The organism is Novosphingobium sp. BL-S-19 (genome assembly GCF_055521675.1).
Genome location: NZ_CM145498.1, coordinates 2,286,544 through 2,301,768, shown reverse-complemented (window position 1 = coordinate 2,301,768; position 15,225 = coordinate 2,286,544). Strand labels below are relative to the sequence as shown.

The following is a 15,225-nucleotide window of genomic DNA, read 5'->3' as shown; positions in this document are numbered from 1 at the left end:
TTTTGATCCAGCGGACAGCCCCGGTTCTGTCTTGAATATCTTACGCCCTGCGCGTAAATTGCGAGGGCAAACGTCACGGTGTTTCGACCCGTGGTAGATCAGACCCCCCACGGTTGCCGCCGTGCGGGGGTCCATCTTTTTGTGGGGTTTCGAGGGGACAGGTTGCCGCCCGCCCCCTCTTCGTATCCCCTTACTTACGGCAGATTTCGACCAGTTTCAGGACGAAAGTCCCGAACCCAATGAGCAGCGTAAGCAGGAGGCAAACGTTCGCAAACGTCAACGTTTTTCTCCTATGGTTCATGCCGTACCGATGAATAGCGGCCGACGACTCACCCATAAACAGTGGGGGCGGGAGCGGGAAGACCCGCTGAGTTTTTCCACACACCCCAGAAAAATCTCAGTGATGGACCGGCGGGTCAGCACTCCGGTTTGAAATATCGACCATCAAATTCGGGCGGCGGTGACCCGGCATCTAGAAGTAATTTTGCCATCGCGCGTCGTGTGGTCCGCGTAGGCGCGAGCTTGTCTTCCCGCCCGCAAAGATAGGTGAGTGTAATGGGAAGCTTCCCGCCGAACCTAATTGCCGGATCGGCTTTATCTGTTTCCCCGATGGATGAGCCGTCCAAAAGCAAGGCTACGATTTTTCGGCAATCCTCCACGTCGGGGTTAGGGTTGCCGATCAGTGAAGATGTTGCGCCATACAGTGCAGTGCCGCCATAAGAACCGTAGAAATTCACATTGGCGTGTGCTTTTCGAAGCGCCAAGACGATGGGATACGCCGGTTTTTGACCTGCGCAATGCCATGTCGCACGCCCAAGTGGTTGTTGTTTTACTCCATCGAAATCGGCTTGCGACCCAGCCTCCAGGAGTTTTTTCGTCCAAAATCCCGGGGTTTCGGCAGAATTGCTCAAATCGCGGTCGATGGCTTCCATGATCGGAGGAATTCTACTCGTCGCATAATGGTTTGGGTCGGCGCCATTTTTGATCAGTACGTCAAATATCTCAGCACTGCGACCAATCGAATAATCGAGATACGTCATGTGATTTTCAAGATTTTCGTCATTCACATCCACGTATGGCGTCGATAACAACTTTTCCACCAGTGTGGCGTTGTTAGCCAGAATTGCCGAAACCATCAACTTTCGATGCTGTACGATCAGGTCGTCGTCGTTCGCAGATGCCGGTGCGCCTAGTAGAAGCAAGGTGAGCAAGGGAAATTGAAATAACCGCATAACAAGGCTCCTCCAATCCTTGAGTCACGATATGCTCCTCGGACTCTACGAGCAATCCGACAAATTAGGTTTGTCCGTACCCGAAGTGGGGGAGAACTTGTTTAAGAACATTCGAGAAAGCGGATCGATATTCGGCCGACGCTAAATATCGACATGGATCAACTCTATGACGAAGACGGACAGATCAGCATGTCCGCAAAACTCTGGTGCCTCGACGTGTTCGATGGCCGAATTTCGCTCCTGCCAGGCCAGGAAGCCGACTTCCTTTTTCTCGTGAACGAACGGCGATACGGTCGCTTCTACGATAGCGCGACCGAAGCCTATGTCCTCGATTTCCAGCGGTTGCAGGGCCGTTTCCATGCGATGGTGCAGGAACTTGGCGACGATGGTGAATGACACCTTGAAGGCGATCGGCATCGTGAATGGCTTGGCGTTCGGCGCCGCCAGCTTGCTGTCACTCATCCCTTACGTGCCGCTTGCGCTGGATGTCGCGTGTGCGATCACCGCGACCAGCATGGTCGGTATCGCGGTATGGACGACCTCGTTCACGATTGGCGCATGGCGAAAGGCCGGGAAGGTGAAGCCATGAACGCGCCTTCCCGTGAAGATGTTGCGATGCTGGTGCTCAACCGGCTTCAGTCCTGGTCACCCACGATGAAGCCTGAGGCTGCGATCGCGGCGATCTACGACCTCGCCGCTAGCGTCATCGACTATTGCCACCTCCACTACATCACCGAGCAATCCGAGTCGGTGGTTCCCGCTCCTGTGCTCCCTGGCCTGCCAGGTGGTTAGTCATCGTGAGGCGTGACGATCGCAGCGAAGACGCGAAAGCCTATCGCCGCCTGTACAATACCAAGGCATGGCGTGACCGAAGGCTGGCACTGCTTACGGCGGAGCCACTGTGTCGATATTGCGCATCAATGGGCCGCGTGACCGCCGCGACCGTGGCCGACCACATCGTGGCCCATCGAGGTGACCTCGACCTTTTCGCCGGTGAGCTTCAACCCCTCTGTCAGTCGTGCCACTCCGCCATCAAGCAGCGTGAAGAGCGATCCGGATACCACGGTGCGGTGGACCTCGACGGTTACCCCATCGATCCGAACCACCCCAACCACCGGAATGCAACGACGCGCACGAATATTGCGTGTGACACTAAATAAAGGTGCATGCCGCCCGCCGATCGTTGCGGGCAGGGGGTGGTTCGATCACGAAGGGCCACCCCGGTAGACCGGCCGCCAAGTCGAATTTTAACGGCCGCAGTTCAGCAAGTTATTTTTAGAACAGGCCCACCTGCGTTCTGCCGCTGACTTCATCGTCCTTGAATGTCACGATGATGGTCCCGCGCTTACCCTGCCAACGATAGCTCCCGATGGAATAGCCACCGCTCGATACGTAGGAGACCTCATCTCCCATGCTGCCGAGGATGAATTCGATTTCCTTCATCTGCATACCAATACGGATTTGCGAATAGCCCGCCCTGGTGATTCCAGCCCGTGTGAAACCTGCCAGCTTCATGCCAGTTTCAAAGGTAATGCCTTTCCTGGCCCGAAAGCACGTCAGTTGAGCGTCCAGGTCCGTATCAAGGGTTTCGCACGGGTTCCGCAGAGCGTCGAAAAGAGCAGGCGCGACGAAAGTGGCGTTAAGCGCCCTTCTGAGATTTATAATCTCCAAGGCCTTCATCGCAGTGTTCTGCTTGCACTCCGCATTATCACACGCATCAATTTGCGGTGTTATGCGCTGAATATATCGTTGTTCGTCACGCGTGAGCCCCGCCATTCCGCCCGCGTGTGGCGTATATTCGCCATACCCGGTCGAAAAAGTGAATGCAGCAATAATAAGTGATGGAAAAATACTTGCAGTCATAGGCACCCCCACCCGGTCTTTACACGGTGCCTAAATATTGGGCAATGCCCAATACAGCAGTCCCCACACACATCAAACGGCTATCCGGAAATCCCGGTAAGCGTCCTCTGAACGACAAAGAACCGAAGCCAGTAGGCACGCCGGTTCCGCCGAAGGACATGACCAAGACCGCAAAGGAAGTTTGGAAACGCCTCGTCGATTCCATGCCGGTCGAGGTCTATAAGGCGGCCGATACGCATATCCTCGCCGCGTATTGCGAAGCGGTCTCCAATCACCGCACAGCGACAAGGATGATTTCGGCCAAGGATTTCGAGCCGATGATCCCCGGTTCGACGGGGCAGTTGATCGTCCATCCCGCATTCAAACTGCAAGCGGACCACGCTCGCCTGATCGCTACGCTTGGCGCGCGGCTTGGTCTAGACCCGATCGCCCGGCAGCAAATCGCGGCCGATACCGACGCAGACGAAGACGAGTTCGCTTCGCTGGTTCACTGATGCTGCGCGACACCGGGCGCGCCGATCGCGTCATCGAATTCATCGAAAAGCTCACGATCCCGGATGGCCCCGCCGTTGGTCAGAAGATCGTGCTCGACCAGTGGGAAATCGACTGGGTCCGGGACATTTACGAGCCTGTCCGCGAAGACGGTCGGCCGGTGGTATCCCGCGCGGTGCTGTCGGTGGCCCGTAAGAACCGCAAGTCGCTGCTAGTCGGCGGCCTGGTGTTGGCGACCCTGATCGGCCCTGAATCGCAGCCAAACGCGCAGATTTACAGCGCTGCCGTGGACCATGAGCAGGCGAAGGTCGTTTTCGACATGGTCGTGAAGATGTTGGAGTTTGCTCCGGCACTTCGCAAACACCTGAAGATCGTCGAGAGCCGATCGCGTATCCTGGTTAAGTCGAGCGGCGCACGCGGCAGGGGGTCGGTTTACCGTGCTCTTTCGGCCTCGAACCGTGGCAAACACGGCCTTGGCGCGGATTTCTTCGTGTACGATGAATTCGGCGAAGCCAGCGACGATGAACTTTGGAATGTGTTGTACGACAGTCAGCAGCTTCGCGCGCGCCCTCTCGCCGTGGTCATTTCCACGCAGACGACCGACCCACTGCACCCCTTGTCGCTGATGATCGACGATGGCCTCCGTCGGGATGAAAACGGAAACAAGCTCGATCCGACCACGGTTTGCCACTTGTACGCGGCCGATGAAGATTGCGACATCCTGGACGAAGCGCAGTGGCTGAAGGCCAACCCCACGCTCGCCACGTGGAAGCCCCGGAAACAGATTGCCGATGCTGCGGCCGAAGCGGCCCGCCGACCTGAGAAAGAGGCGAATTTCCGCCAGCGGTATCTAAACCAGCGCGTAAACCCTTACTCGACCCTGATCAGCCAATCGGCATGGAAGAGCGTGCGGGCGCCGGAAAAGAAGTCGGTCGAATTCCTGCCTGGTGAGCCGGTGTACCTCGCGCTCGACATGTCGAAGCGAGATGACCTCACGGCGCTATTGATGATCAGCGCCGACGATATCACCCGCGTGAAAGCCTGGTTCTGGAAACCCCTTTCGCTGGTCACCGAACATGCGACGCGGGATGGTGTGCCATACGACACCTTTGCGAAGACGGGGTGGCTCGACACCGTGCACGGCGCCATGATCAAGCCGCGCACGATCGCGGAAAAGATCGCGGAACTTGCCGCCCAATACGATGTCCTCGGTCTCGCATATGACCGGTTTTTCACCGCCGAATTGATGAACCATCTCGAAGAAATCGGCCTTTTCCCGGTGAAGGGCGAGCGTCAAAGCGGTGCCCTGCGAATAGTCGATTGGGGCCAGGGGTGGGTCGATATGTCGCCCGCCGTCACCGCGTTCGAAGAGGCGATCGTGACGAAGACGCTTGTCCATGACGGCAACCCGCTACTGACGATGTGCGTGATGAACGCACTAGTAATGACCGACTCAAAGGGAAATAGGACGTTCGACAAAGCGAAGTCTAGGAACAAGATCGACGGTGCTGTTGCCTTGGCGATGGCCCTAGGTTTGAAAACACGCGAACGTAAAGTGGCGACTTTAATCTCTCCATGGGAAGACCCGGACTATCGCATGACGGTTCTCTAATCTGCCACTGACGCGCATTCATCTGCCGACGAAAGATAAATATCGGCATGTTCAATTTGTTCGAAGCGAAGGAAGCGCGCTCCCTCGAAAATCCTACCGTTTCCCTGACCGACGCTGCCGCATGGTCTGAAGCGTTCCGGACGATCGGTGCTGTCACCGGCGAAGCTGTTACCGAAGAAAAAGCGCTTGGCGTCACAGCCATTTGGCAGGCCGTCAACGTCATTTCTGGCACAATCGCGGCCCTCCCGCTGCACCTGTACAAGCGTACGCCGGACGGCGCAGTGAAAGACGCCAAAAACGCGCTCTACTACATCGTTCACGATCGACCGAACGACTACCAGACAGCCACCGAATTCCTCAAATGGCTGGTTTTCCGACTTCTACTGGCGGGGCGCGCCACGGCTCTGATCTCCCGCAACGGTGCCGGTCGTGTAATCGGCCTGTACCCGCTGGACGGGTCGAAATTGACGGTCGAGCAGACGCTTGAAGGAAACAAGGTCAAGCGAGTTTACCGCTACGTGCTATCGACCGGTACGGTCACTTACGATGCCGCAAACATCATCGACGTTGTGCACTGTCCGGCCGGGAACGCCGTCGATCATTTCAACCCGATCACGACCAATCGAGACGCCATCGCGTTGATGATCGCGGCACAGGCGTATTCGGCCAAAATATTCGCAAACGGCGGTGTCCCACTCCTCGCGCTGAATTCAAGGGCCGATACTATGTCGCCAACAGCGGCGGCGCGCGCTGGCGAGAACATTTACGAAACGCTGCGAAACAGCATCAAATCGAAATCATCGATCCTTGTTCCGCCGACCGGACATTCCCTTGACCCGATCGGCCTCGATCCGGCGAAATCGCAATTGCTCGAACTGCGCAAGTTCATGCTCGCGGAAACGTCGCGGATTTTCAACGTCGCACCGGCAGTCCTGCACGACCTGTCTGGCGGCACATACTCGAACGTCGAGCAACAGAATCTCAGCTTTGCGCAGCAAACCCTGACCCCGCTGATCAAGGCGATTGAGCAGGAAATGAACGGCAAGCTGTTCGGTCCGCGCAATAACTCGGGATACGTCGAATTCTCGATGGCTGGCCTTCTGCGCGGCGATTTCTCCGCACGCATGGAAGGGCTCCAGAAAGCCGTCAACGCCGCGATCTACACGCCAAATGAGGCTCGCGCCTTCGAGAACCTGCCAGCGAAGGAAGGCGGCGACGAATTGTTCATCCAGGGAGCCAGCGTGCCCCTTTCCCGACAGCTTCAGGAGCCGGAACCCACCCCGGCGCCAGCCCCAAACACCACACAAGACGATCCGGCCGACCAGGCCGACGAAACAGAACAAGAGGATGTCGCATGATCACCGAAACCACGAACGAAACCCGCCATTTCCCGCTTTCCGGCGTCGAAATTCGCGCAAAGACTGACGATCACGAAGGCCAGGCCACCGGTTACGCAGCCGTCTTCAATTCCGATTCCCATGACCTTGGCGGTTTCGTCGAACGCATCGCGCCAGGTGCGTTTGCTCGATCGCTGAAAGAGGCCGCCGCTGGCGAGACTAACGTTTTCGCGTTGTGGGCGCACCGGGACGACCAGCCACTTGGCTCAACGTCCAGTGGAAAACTGGTGCTTTCCGAAGACGATCACGGCCTGTCGTTCAGCCTGGACACCACGCGCATGAACCCAATGCAGTTGGACGCCCTGCGTGACGGTGACCTTCGTATGAGTTTTGGTTTCCGCGTCCGCGAAGACAATTGGCGCGAACTCGACGACGGAACGATCGAGCGCACGCTGATCGAAGTCGATCTCTTCGAAATCAGCTTCGTCATCAGCCCCGCATACCCCGCCACCGAAGCCGCAATGCGTTCCTTGGAATCTTGGCGCGCAGCAAAGGTCGAAGTGAAATTCGAAATGGAAAGTCCAGAAGCAGAGAATGACAATCTGCGCATTGAATTGATGAAACGAACCCTAACACGGCGTCTGATTAAGTAACAACACATCCAAAATCATGAACTGAAGTCGCGAAGCTAAATAATTCGCACCCATTTCATGACTTGGAGCGAATATTTTAATGAATGCTACCGAACTTCGCGCAAAGGCGCTGGAGATTTCCAACAAGGCCGCGAATGTAATCGCGGAAAACGACACCGACGACAAACTCGCTGAAGCGCAGCGTATGCTCGATGACGCTGATGCGCTCGAAGCCCGCGCTGCGAACCTCGATAAGATCGAAGCCCGCAAGGCCGCTTGGGAGGCCGCTGTCGATCGCCTGCCGGTTGAATCGAGCGTGGTCGAAGAGCGCAAGGCCGACACTATGGCCGCGTCGTTCCGCAGCTACCTGCGTGGCGTCGATGGTGACACCGAGTTCCGCGCACAGGGCATCGCGACGAAGGCCGGTGGTGGCTATCTTGTCCCGACCGGCTTCTATCCTGAACTGGTGAAGGCACTGGAAGACTATGGCCCCCTCGCCGCAGGCGGCCCGGTCACGTACCTTTCCACGGACAGCGGTAACCCGCTCCCGATTTCGACCTTCGATGGCACCGGCTACAAAGGCCGTATTATCGGCGAAGGCGAGGAAGCCGCCGAAAAGAACCTGGCGTTCGGTCAGAAAACGCTCGGCGCATACAAGTTCACGTCTGACGTGATCCGTCTTTCGAACGAACTGATTCAGGATGCTGCGATCAATCCGGAAGCGATCGTGCGTGACGCGATGGCTGAAGCACTTGGCCGCGTTCTGAACGAAATGTTCACTGTCGGTAGCGGCACCAATGAGCCCATGGGCATTGTGACCGGCGCCAGCCTCGGCGTCACGTCGGCCGCTGCGAATGCCGTGTCATATGACGACCTAGTGAACCTGGAGCACTCGCTGAATTCGGCCTATCGCAAGAATGGCAAGTTCATGCTGAACGACCAGACTTTCAAGGTGATCCGCCTTCTGAAGGATGCCGAAGGCCGACCGCTGTGGCAGCCCTCGCTTATCGCTGGTGTCGCTCCGACCATCCTTGGTCGCGAGTTCTACATCAACGACGATATGGCCGATGTCGCAACCGGCGCCACCTCGATCCTGTTCGGCGATTTCTCGAAATTCACTGTTCGCAACGTCAAGGCGTTCGGCGTGAAGCGTCTCGATGAGCGCTATGCAACTTCGGACCAGGTCGGGTTCGTGGGCTTCGGTCGCTATGACTCGATCGTCACCGATCCCCGCGCGATCAAGAAGCTGGTTCAGGCATAAGGCGCCAGCCTTCATGGCAACGATTGGGGCGGTCCGAAAGGGCCGCCCTTTTTCGTGCGAGCCTAAATATCGACATGAAAGTCCGCATGAAATCGGGCCTTGTCGGCCCCACTACCAACCACAAGCCTGGCGATATCGTCACCACCGATGAAGGCGCCCGCTGGATCGAATTCGGCATCGCCGAAGCCGTTGAAGTCGCCGCCACGAAACCCGCGACCGCGACCGAGATAATCGAGACAGCCGCTGTCGCTCCCGCCAAGGAAACCGCGACCCGTCGCCGGACCAAGGTGTCGAAATAATGGACTGGCTGCGTGTCACGCGGGTCACCGCACCAAGCGAGGCGCTTTTGACGCTCACCGAGGCGCGCGATCATCTGCGTGTCATGCATGATCTCGATGACGCTTACATCGCGCATCTGATCGAAGTGGCCACCGGCTATATCGAAGGGCCGAACGGTGCCGGGATCGCCCTGCTACCGTCGCAATGGGTCCTGACGATGGATCACTTGCCGAAACGCTTCGATATCGACCTCTGCCCGGTCCGCTCGATCGACACCATCACCGTCGATGGCCAGGTCATCGATCCGACCCTCTATTCCGCCGATCTCGACAGTACCCCCGCCCGCGTGGTGGGGCGATACCTCCCCCATTGCCGATCGGATGTCGGCAAGGTGAAGGTGACGTTCACCGCTGGCTATGAGACCGTCCCGGCCGATCTCAAACATGCGGCGATGATGCTGATTTCCCATCTCTATGAGAACCGGGAAGCGGTCGCATCGGTCGATCTCAAGGTCGTCCCGTTCGCGGTCGAAGCGATCCTCGGACGTTATCGCGCCTTTGGATAAATACCTTCATGAAGAAGGTGTTTTTCAAGAAGGACTATCATCACGCTGCCACCGAACGGGTAGGCACGACATTCCGCGCCCATTACGAAGGGGAAGTCGAGGACGATATTGCCGAAATCGCGATCGTCCGTGGTTTTGCCGCGTACTCGGATTTCGCCGAAGACGATCTCATCGATATTGCTGCACGCGGGGACCTCATTCGAGAGGAAGTTCAAGGAATTCTCGACGCGGCCCTTAGCGATGACGGTGACGAGTGATGTACACGCCACCGCGATCCGGGGAATTTCGCCATAGCGCCACGATCGAGCGTCGATCCACGCTTCGTGACGATATGGGCGGTATCGTCGATGTCTGGGACACCGCTGTCGGCCCGGTGCGCGCATACATCGCGGCCGAACGCGGTGGCGAAGAAATCCGATCCGCCCGTGCATCGGGCATCACTCGATACGATGTCGTTTTGCGCATCCACACGGCAGACATTTCCGTTGGCGATCGGATGATCGATGAAACCGGTGCCGCGTACGATATCAAGTGGGTGGGTGATCTCGAAGGTCGCGGGCGCCAGGTCAACATCATCGCCGAACGCGGTGGTCTCAATGACTAAGCGGGTTGTGGACACAAAGGCGATCGACGATTTCACCCGGCGCTTGGGCAACCTGCCCTCGATTGTCCGAGACGCGATCGACGATACGGGCCAACGATCAGCCACGGCCATGGCAAAGCGTGGGCGCCAGATCGCACCTCGATCGGAAGACGGGCCGCACATTGCCGATACCATCAAGGTCGAACCAGGCGACCCCCGTCTCATGGAACAGGTAGTCTCGATCGGCTCGGTCGAACTTCCATACGAAGTGGCGCTGGAATTCGGCCATGTCGCGGCGGACGGTTCGCACGTTCCCGCCAATCCGTTCTGGGTCCCGTTGACCAAGATTTTCCGCAAGCGCCATCGCACCGCACTGCGGCGCGCTATGCGCAAAGCGCTGAAGGAGGCGCTCGCCATATGAAAGACCCTAGCGTTCCGCTCCATAAGGCCGTTTTCGCCGCGCTTACAGGCGCCGGTCTCGACTGCGTCTATCACACGGTCCCGGCCAAAACATCGCTCCCGTGGGTGGTGATCGGTGACGACCAAATCCTTGCCGAGAATGAATCCGCCGAAATGTACGAATGCTTTGTGACGGTCTCGGCCTTCGCCCGGAAACCCGATCACAAAGCCCTTGCCGCGACAATCTCCGAAGCCCTCGATCAGAAACTCGAACTGAACGGCTTTCGGACCGAAGAGGCGTGGCATGAAGAAACTCGATATTTGACTGAAAAGGATAACCAGATCGGACACGCGAATATCGAATTCCGCTATCTCGTGCAGCCGGTATAATCCCTCAAATAACGCTCCTGAATAAATAGTCTGTAGACTACTTATTGGAGCTTCTAATGACCTACATTAACCCCGTACTTGGCGAGACTATTCTCGTTAAGCTCGGCGATGGCGCATCTCCGGAAACATTCAAAGTGCCTAACCTCATTAACACCACACGCGGTGTAACCTTCAGCACCTCGACCGAAAGCGATGAGATCATCGATCTCGAAAATCAGTCGGCACCCGCACAGACCATCCGGCGTGTTCGGTCGGTCGATTGCAAGATCGACGGCGAAGGCATGTTGCACAACGAAGATGTCGCCGAATGGCTGGCTTTTGCGCAGTCGGGTGAAATCCGCAACGCGCAGATCGTCATCGCTGACACCTTGGTTGAAGGTCCGTTCGTGCTGACTTCGTTCCAGATTTCGGGCGACCGCCTCAAGTCCTCGACGTGTCAGCTTACGCTTGAACAAGCGGGCGCAGTGACGACCAAGCCGATCTCCTAATCTCATCGGGGTTGTCGTGCCTAAATATCGGCATGACAACCCCAATGCGTTCTGCAAAAATGGAAAGCATATTCGTCGGTGACGGCGAATATGATCTCTGCCTGAAGATCGGGCAACTTATCGAACTGCAAGAAAAGACCGGTGTTGGTCCGTACATTCTTGCAAACCGCCTTATGAATGGTTCGTGGATGATCGGTGACATCACCGAGACTATCCGCCTTGCGCTTATCGGTGGCGGAATGGACCACCGCGCAGCTTATGCCCTGGTCTCGCGCTACCTCATCGAAGGCAACCTCTTCTCCTACGTCATCACCGCTGCCGACGCCGTTTTCGCGGCGCTTATGGGCGTGCCTGACGAACTTCCGGAGACCGACGATGACGCGGACCCTCTGAAGGCCTCACCGATCGAGGATTGATCGCGTGGGGCCGATTTTACGAAGCAGGCGGCGCGGCCGGTTTCTCACCGATGGACGTAAAGCAGATGTCGCTGTGGGAATTTAACTTCTGCCTGTCCGGCTTCAAACAGTTCCATTCATCGGGTTCCGACAAGACTAGCGCACCGAGCGAAGATGAATTCGAACGGATGATGTCGCTGCACGGTGCTCCGAGCATGTCGATACGTCCCGCCGACTAAATACGGCATGGCGTCATCTAATGCTCTTACTACCCGTTTCGCTGCCGACATCACCGATTTCGAACGGCAGATCAAACGCATGCAGCAACTCAATGCGAAAGTTGCTGGCCAGCTTGCGTCCGACCAAGCGCGCGCCGCGCAACGTGCGGCCAAAGCTTGGAATGACAACGATCCGACAAACCGGCTCACCAAGCAATTCCGATCGATGGGCGACGAAATCAAGCGTTTCGCGCCCATCATTGCCGGTGCTTTCGGCGCGAGAGAGATCGCCTCGGCCGCCGACGTATACACCCGTTTCACGAACTCGCTGCGGGTCGCCGGTGTTGAAGGTCAGAATCTAAAGGACGTTCAAAGCGCTCTGTTTGCCGCCGCTCAAAAAAACGGTGTGGAGCTAGAATCGCTGGGCGTTCTGTACGGGCGTACCGCTGGCGCGGCCAAGGAACTCGGCGCCAGTCAAGCCGACATGCTCAAATTCTCAAACACCGTGGCCCTCGCGTTGCGCGTTCAAGGCGCCGACGCAAATACTGCCTCCGGCGCACTACTGCAGCTTTCGCAGGCTCTCGGCAGCGGGACGATTCATGCTGAGGAATTCAACTCGATCATCGAAGGGATGCGACCGCTTCTCCAAGCCGCTGCGGCAGGCAACGATAAATGGGGCGGTAGCGTCACGAAGCTGACCAAGGACGTGAAGACGGGCAAGGTTTCGTCGAAGGAATTTTTCGACGCCGTGCTGAAAGGCTCGGACTTGCTCGAAGGCAAAGCCGCAAATGCGTCATTCACGCTTGGCCAGGCGTTCACCGTGCTGTCGAATTCCTTCACCAAGTACGTCGGAGATACCAACTCCGCGTCCGGCGCGACGCTTATCCTCGTGCAGATGATCGAGGGGCTCTCGAACAATCTGCCGACCATTGCCAACGCGCTCGCGATCATCGCAGGAATTTACGCCGCTAGCTTCGTGCCGGGAATTGCCCGCGCGACAACGGCTTTGATCGCCAATGGCGTCGCAATGGCTGAAACCGCTGCGGTCTATAACGTTGCCACTCGGTCCATCGCCCTCGGCGCAACGGCGATGAATGGCGCTCGCGTAGCAAGTGCGGGGTTGCTTGGTGTCCTTGGTGGTCCACTCGGCTTGGCCCTCACCGCGATCACCGTTGGAATGGGAGTCTGGGCCGTCCAGACCATGGAGGCCAACCAGCGCTCGGCCGATCTCCGAAAAGAAGTCGGTGACCTCGCGACGAAGCTCGACCTGGAACGCGATGCGGCCCTCAACGCCGCCACCGCTACCGGCAGTGTCACCAAAGCCAGTGTCATCGCAGGTGCAAAGCTTCGCGGCTTGAAGGTCGATGTCGAGACGCTGACGGACAAATTCCAGCTTCTCGCCGAAGCGGCGCGCCAAGCCGCATACGATGTCGCCAATGCGGCGGTCGTCGATGCGCAGACCAAATATAACAAAAAGGTCGCCGAAGAGACCTCGAAGGCCACACCGTTGACTTACACGACGGGTGGTGACCCGATGGACCGAAAGTTCGGCATCAACACCGGGCAACAGGTCTATGAAAAGCAGGGCGAAGCCGCTGCACAGAGCAGCGACGAAGCCCGCGATCTCGCGCAGGCGAAAGCGGTGCGCGACGCACTGAAAGACCCGAAATCACGCGAGAAATTCGTCGAGACGACGCCCCCTGCCGCCAGAGTCGATCCGACCACGTCCGGCAAAAAGGCACCTTCAGACGGCACCGACGAAGCCCGTGATCTCGAAATCCAGCGGCAACAGCTTTTGCTGGAACAGACAACAGACCTCGGCGCGCGGCTGAAAATCCAGCGCGAAATTCTTGCGCTCGAAACCGAGGGCAAGATCGACAAAATCAACGAGCGCGTTGCGAACAAACAGCTTACCCGCGCTGCGGGCGACAAACTCATCGCCACCCAGCAGGGGCTTGCCGTGATCGAGGATTCGAACCTCATCGCGACCAATCGCAAAGAGGTCGAGGAACGCGACCTGGCTGTCGCGGAAAAGAATGCGGAAGCGTCAGCCGAGAACCTGCGGGCGCAAGCTGATGAGCTTGACGATCGCGCGAAATACGCGCGGACATTCGCGAAAAAGCACGAGTACGAAACCGACGCTCTCCTGAAGCGCCAGGCGGCCGATCGCCTGGAATTCGACGTGCGCCAGAAACAGTACGCGGCGGAGCTTCGCCTACTTGGCCTGACCGAAGAGCGTGTCCAGGCGCTGCTTGCCGATCGCGAGAAGATTTTCAACAAGGGCCAGAGCCGCGATCGAAAGGATGGACGGCAGTCTCAGCGCGGCGATGATCCGAGCGTCCGCGAGCAAGTGCGTCAGAAGGCGGAATCGTTTGGGTCACTGAACCACCAGCTTGCCGACATTGCAACGCATGGTCTCGATAGCCTCACGTCCGGCCTGACCGATGCCGTAATGGGCGCCAAATCGCTGAAGGAAGCGTTCTCGGACATGGCGAAATCGATCATCGCGGAGCTTATCCAGATGGCGATCCGCTTCGTAATTTTTGAAGCGATCGGCCGTGCGCTCGGTTACTCGGGCCTGGGCAAAACAGCGATCGGACTTGGCAACCAGCCCACCGGTGATGTCGAGGTTGGCGCCAACGCAGCGGGTACGAACCATTGGCGCGGCGGCCTTAGCATGGTCGGCGAGAAAGGCCCGGAGTTAATGTATTTGCCTCAAGGCGCGCAGATTGCTCCAAACAACCTACTCAAATCCGCACTTAGCCAGCGTGCGGAAGGCGGTGCCGGTGGTCAGTCGGTGAACCTCTACACGACCGTCAATGCGACGGACGCTGTGCTGACATCGACGGTAAAGGGCTGGATTCAGGAAAGTCAGGTGCAGTCGGTCCAGGCCGCGCAGAAGCTGACGACCCGGCAGCAGAGCCAACGCACTCGCAACGCGTTCATAAGGTGAGGCTGGGGAAGGCAGTTACGGTTGTTTAATGACTGAATTGTAAACATAAATCTTACAAATTCTCATTGGGGCGACCATGACTGTCTTTTTAGCCATATGCGGGATTGTGGGCCTGCTTTTCGTCGGATTGCTGATCTACAACGCCTTATATCCGCCATCTCCGGAAAAACTTGCGGCATTGGCGGAACTCCGGGCACGACAGGCCAAGCGAGCAGAAGTCCGCAAGCAACTGCACAATAGCCCAACCGGGCTGGCTCGCCGCCAAGCGTCCAGGGACAATTTCAGCCACGGGCCGGTCAATAAAGCGCTGGTTTGTCCGCATTGCACCAAGTCTGGGAAAGTTCACACGAAGCGTGTCACGCAAAAGAACGGCATCAGTGGCGCGAAGGCCACTGGCGCAATTTTGACTGGCGGTGTCTCGTTGCTTGCGACGGGCCTTTCCGCCAAAGCGAATGCTACGAAGGCTTTTTGTGGGAATTGCCGTTCAGAATGGACTTTCTGAGCGGAAATTTCGGGAATACTAGTG

The 15,225-nt window shown here is 57.6% G+C and carries 20 protein-coding genes; 17 read left to right on the top strand and 3 right to left on the bottom strand.

Features of this window, described 5'->3' with window-relative positions:
- Nucleotides 1-416: 416 nt before the first annotated feature.
- Entirely contained in the window at nt 417-1,232 is an 816-nt protein-coding gene (locus tag ACZ1JV_RS18980; protein ID WP_465150069.1) for a hypothetical protein, read from the bottom strand.
- Between the two features lie 141 nt (nt 1,233-1,373).
- Nucleotides 1,374-1,694 carry a hypothetical protein gene (locus ACZ1JV_RS18975; RefSeq protein WP_465150068.1) on the bottom strand — a complete coding sequence of 107 codons (321 nt, stop codon included), beginning with the start codon at nt 1,692-1,694 and terminating at the stop codon, nt 1,374-1,376.
- 69 nt (nt 1,695-1,763) lie between these two features.
- On the opposite strand from ACZ1JV_RS18975, the gene ACZ1JV_RS18970 reads away from it, so the two are divergent.
- On the top strand, nt 1,764-2,024 hold the full coding sequence (locus ACZ1JV_RS18970) for a hypothetical protein (protein WP_465150067.1): 261 nt from the start codon (nt 1,764-1,766) through the stop codon (nt 2,022-2,024).
- Between the two features lie 128 nt (nt 2,025-2,152).
- Nucleotides 2,153-2,392, top strand: a complete 240-nt coding sequence (locus ACZ1JV_RS18965; RefSeq protein ID WP_465152607.1) for a hypothetical protein — start codon at nt 2,153-2,155, stop codon at nt 2,390-2,392.
- Between the two features lie 115 nt (nt 2,393-2,507).
- On the opposite strand, the gene ACZ1JV_RS18960 is transcribed toward ACZ1JV_RS18965, so the two are convergent.
- Complete coding sequence (locus tag ACZ1JV_RS18960) at nt 2,508-3,095, bottom strand: hypothetical protein (protein ID WP_465150066.1); 588 nt, start codon at nt 3,093-3,095, stop codon at nt 2,508-2,510.
- Between the two features lie 44 nt (nt 3,096-3,139).
- Between ACZ1JV_RS18960 and ACZ1JV_RS18955 the strand changes: the two genes are divergently transcribed.
- The 15 genes from ACZ1JV_RS18955 (at nt 3,140) to ACZ1JV_RS18885 (ending at nt 15,201) form a co-directional block, all read left to right on the top strand.
- Nucleotides 3,140-3,589, top strand: a complete 450-nt coding sequence (locus tag ACZ1JV_RS18955) for a phage terminase small subunit P27 family (RefSeq protein WP_465150065.1) — start codon at nt 3,140-3,142, stop codon at nt 3,587-3,589.
- Nucleotides 3,589-5,199: a terminase large subunit gene (locus ACZ1JV_RS18950; protein WP_465150064.1), complete on the top strand. Its 1,611-nt coding sequence runs from the start codon at nt 3,589-3,591 to the stop codon at nt 5,197-5,199. Before ACZ1JV_RS18955 ends, ACZ1JV_RS18950 begins: the two co-directional genes overlap by 1 nt.
- A gap of 47 nt (nt 5,200-5,246) precedes the next feature.
- On the top strand, nt 5,247-6,557 hold the full coding sequence (locus ACZ1JV_RS18945; protein WP_465150063.1) for a phage portal protein: 1,311 nt from the start codon (nt 5,247-5,249) through the stop codon (nt 6,555-6,557).
- The gene (locus ACZ1JV_RS18940) at nt 6,554-7,189 is read left to right on the top strand and encodes an HK97 family phage prohead protease (RefSeq protein ID WP_465150062.1); all 636 of its coding nucleotides are present in this window, start codon (nt 6,554-6,556) and stop codon (nt 7,187-7,189) included. The genes ACZ1JV_RS18945 and ACZ1JV_RS18940 overlap by 4 nt, the downstream gene beginning before the upstream one ends.
- A 79-nt stretch (nt 7,190-7,268) precedes the next feature.
- Nucleotides 7,269-8,429 carry a phage major capsid protein gene (locus tag ACZ1JV_RS18935; protein ID WP_465150061.1) on the top strand — a complete coding sequence of 387 codons (1,161 nt, stop codon included), beginning with the start codon at nt 7,269-7,271 and terminating at the stop codon, nt 8,427-8,429.
- A gap of 86 nt (nt 8,430-8,515) precedes the next feature.
- Entirely contained in the window at nt 8,516-8,728 is a 213-nt protein-coding gene (locus tag ACZ1JV_RS18930; RefSeq protein WP_465150060.1) for a hypothetical protein, read from the top strand.
- On the top strand, nt 8,728-9,273 hold the full coding sequence (locus ACZ1JV_RS18925) for a head-tail connector protein (protein WP_465150059.1): 546 nt from the start codon (nt 8,728-8,730) through the stop codon (nt 9,271-9,273). The genes ACZ1JV_RS18930 and ACZ1JV_RS18925 overlap by 1 nt, the downstream gene beginning before the upstream one ends.
- An 8-nt stretch (nt 9,274-9,281) precedes the next feature.
- Complete coding sequence (locus ACZ1JV_RS18920) at nt 9,282-9,530, top strand: hypothetical protein (RefSeq protein ID WP_465150058.1); 249 nt, start codon at nt 9,282-9,284, stop codon at nt 9,528-9,530.
- Entirely contained in the window at nt 9,530-9,877 is a 348-nt protein-coding gene (locus tag ACZ1JV_RS18915) for a head-tail adaptor protein (RefSeq protein WP_465150057.1), read from the top strand. Before ACZ1JV_RS18920 ends, ACZ1JV_RS18915 begins: the two co-directional genes overlap by 1 nt.
- Nucleotides 9,870-10,277 (top strand): hypothetical protein, encoded by a 408-nt coding sequence (locus tag ACZ1JV_RS18910; protein WP_465150056.1) that lies wholly within the window; start codon nt 9,870-9,872, stop codon nt 10,275-10,277. The genes ACZ1JV_RS18915 and ACZ1JV_RS18910 overlap by 8 nt, the downstream gene beginning before the upstream one ends.
- Nucleotides 10,274-10,645, top strand: a complete 372-nt coding sequence (locus tag ACZ1JV_RS18905; RefSeq protein ID WP_465150055.1) for a DUF3168 domain-containing protein — start codon at nt 10,274-10,276, stop codon at nt 10,643-10,645. The genes ACZ1JV_RS18910 and ACZ1JV_RS18905 overlap by 4 nt, the downstream gene beginning before the upstream one ends.
- A gap of 56 nt (nt 10,646-10,701) precedes the next feature.
- Complete coding sequence (locus ACZ1JV_RS18900) at nt 10,702-11,133, top strand: phage tail tube protein (RefSeq protein ID WP_465150054.1); 432 nt, start codon at nt 10,702-10,704, stop codon at nt 11,131-11,133.
- 44 nt (nt 11,134-11,177) lie between these two features.
- Nucleotides 11,178-11,549, top strand: coding sequence for a gene transfer agent family protein (locus tag ACZ1JV_RS18895; protein WP_465150053.1), 372 nt, complete (start codon nt 11,178-11,180; stop codon nt 11,547-11,549).
- A gap of 225 nt (nt 11,550-11,774) precedes the next feature.
- Nucleotides 11,775-14,699: a tape measure protein gene (locus tag ACZ1JV_RS18890; RefSeq protein ID WP_465150052.1), complete on the top strand. Its 2,925-nt coding sequence runs from the start codon at nt 11,775-11,777 to the stop codon at nt 14,697-14,699.
- Between the two features lie 76 nt (nt 14,700-14,775).
- Nucleotides 14,776-15,201, top strand: a complete 426-nt coding sequence (locus ACZ1JV_RS18885) for a hypothetical protein (RefSeq protein ID WP_465150051.1) — start codon at nt 14,776-14,778, stop codon at nt 15,199-15,201.
- Nucleotides 15,202-15,225: the final 24 nt, after the last annotated feature.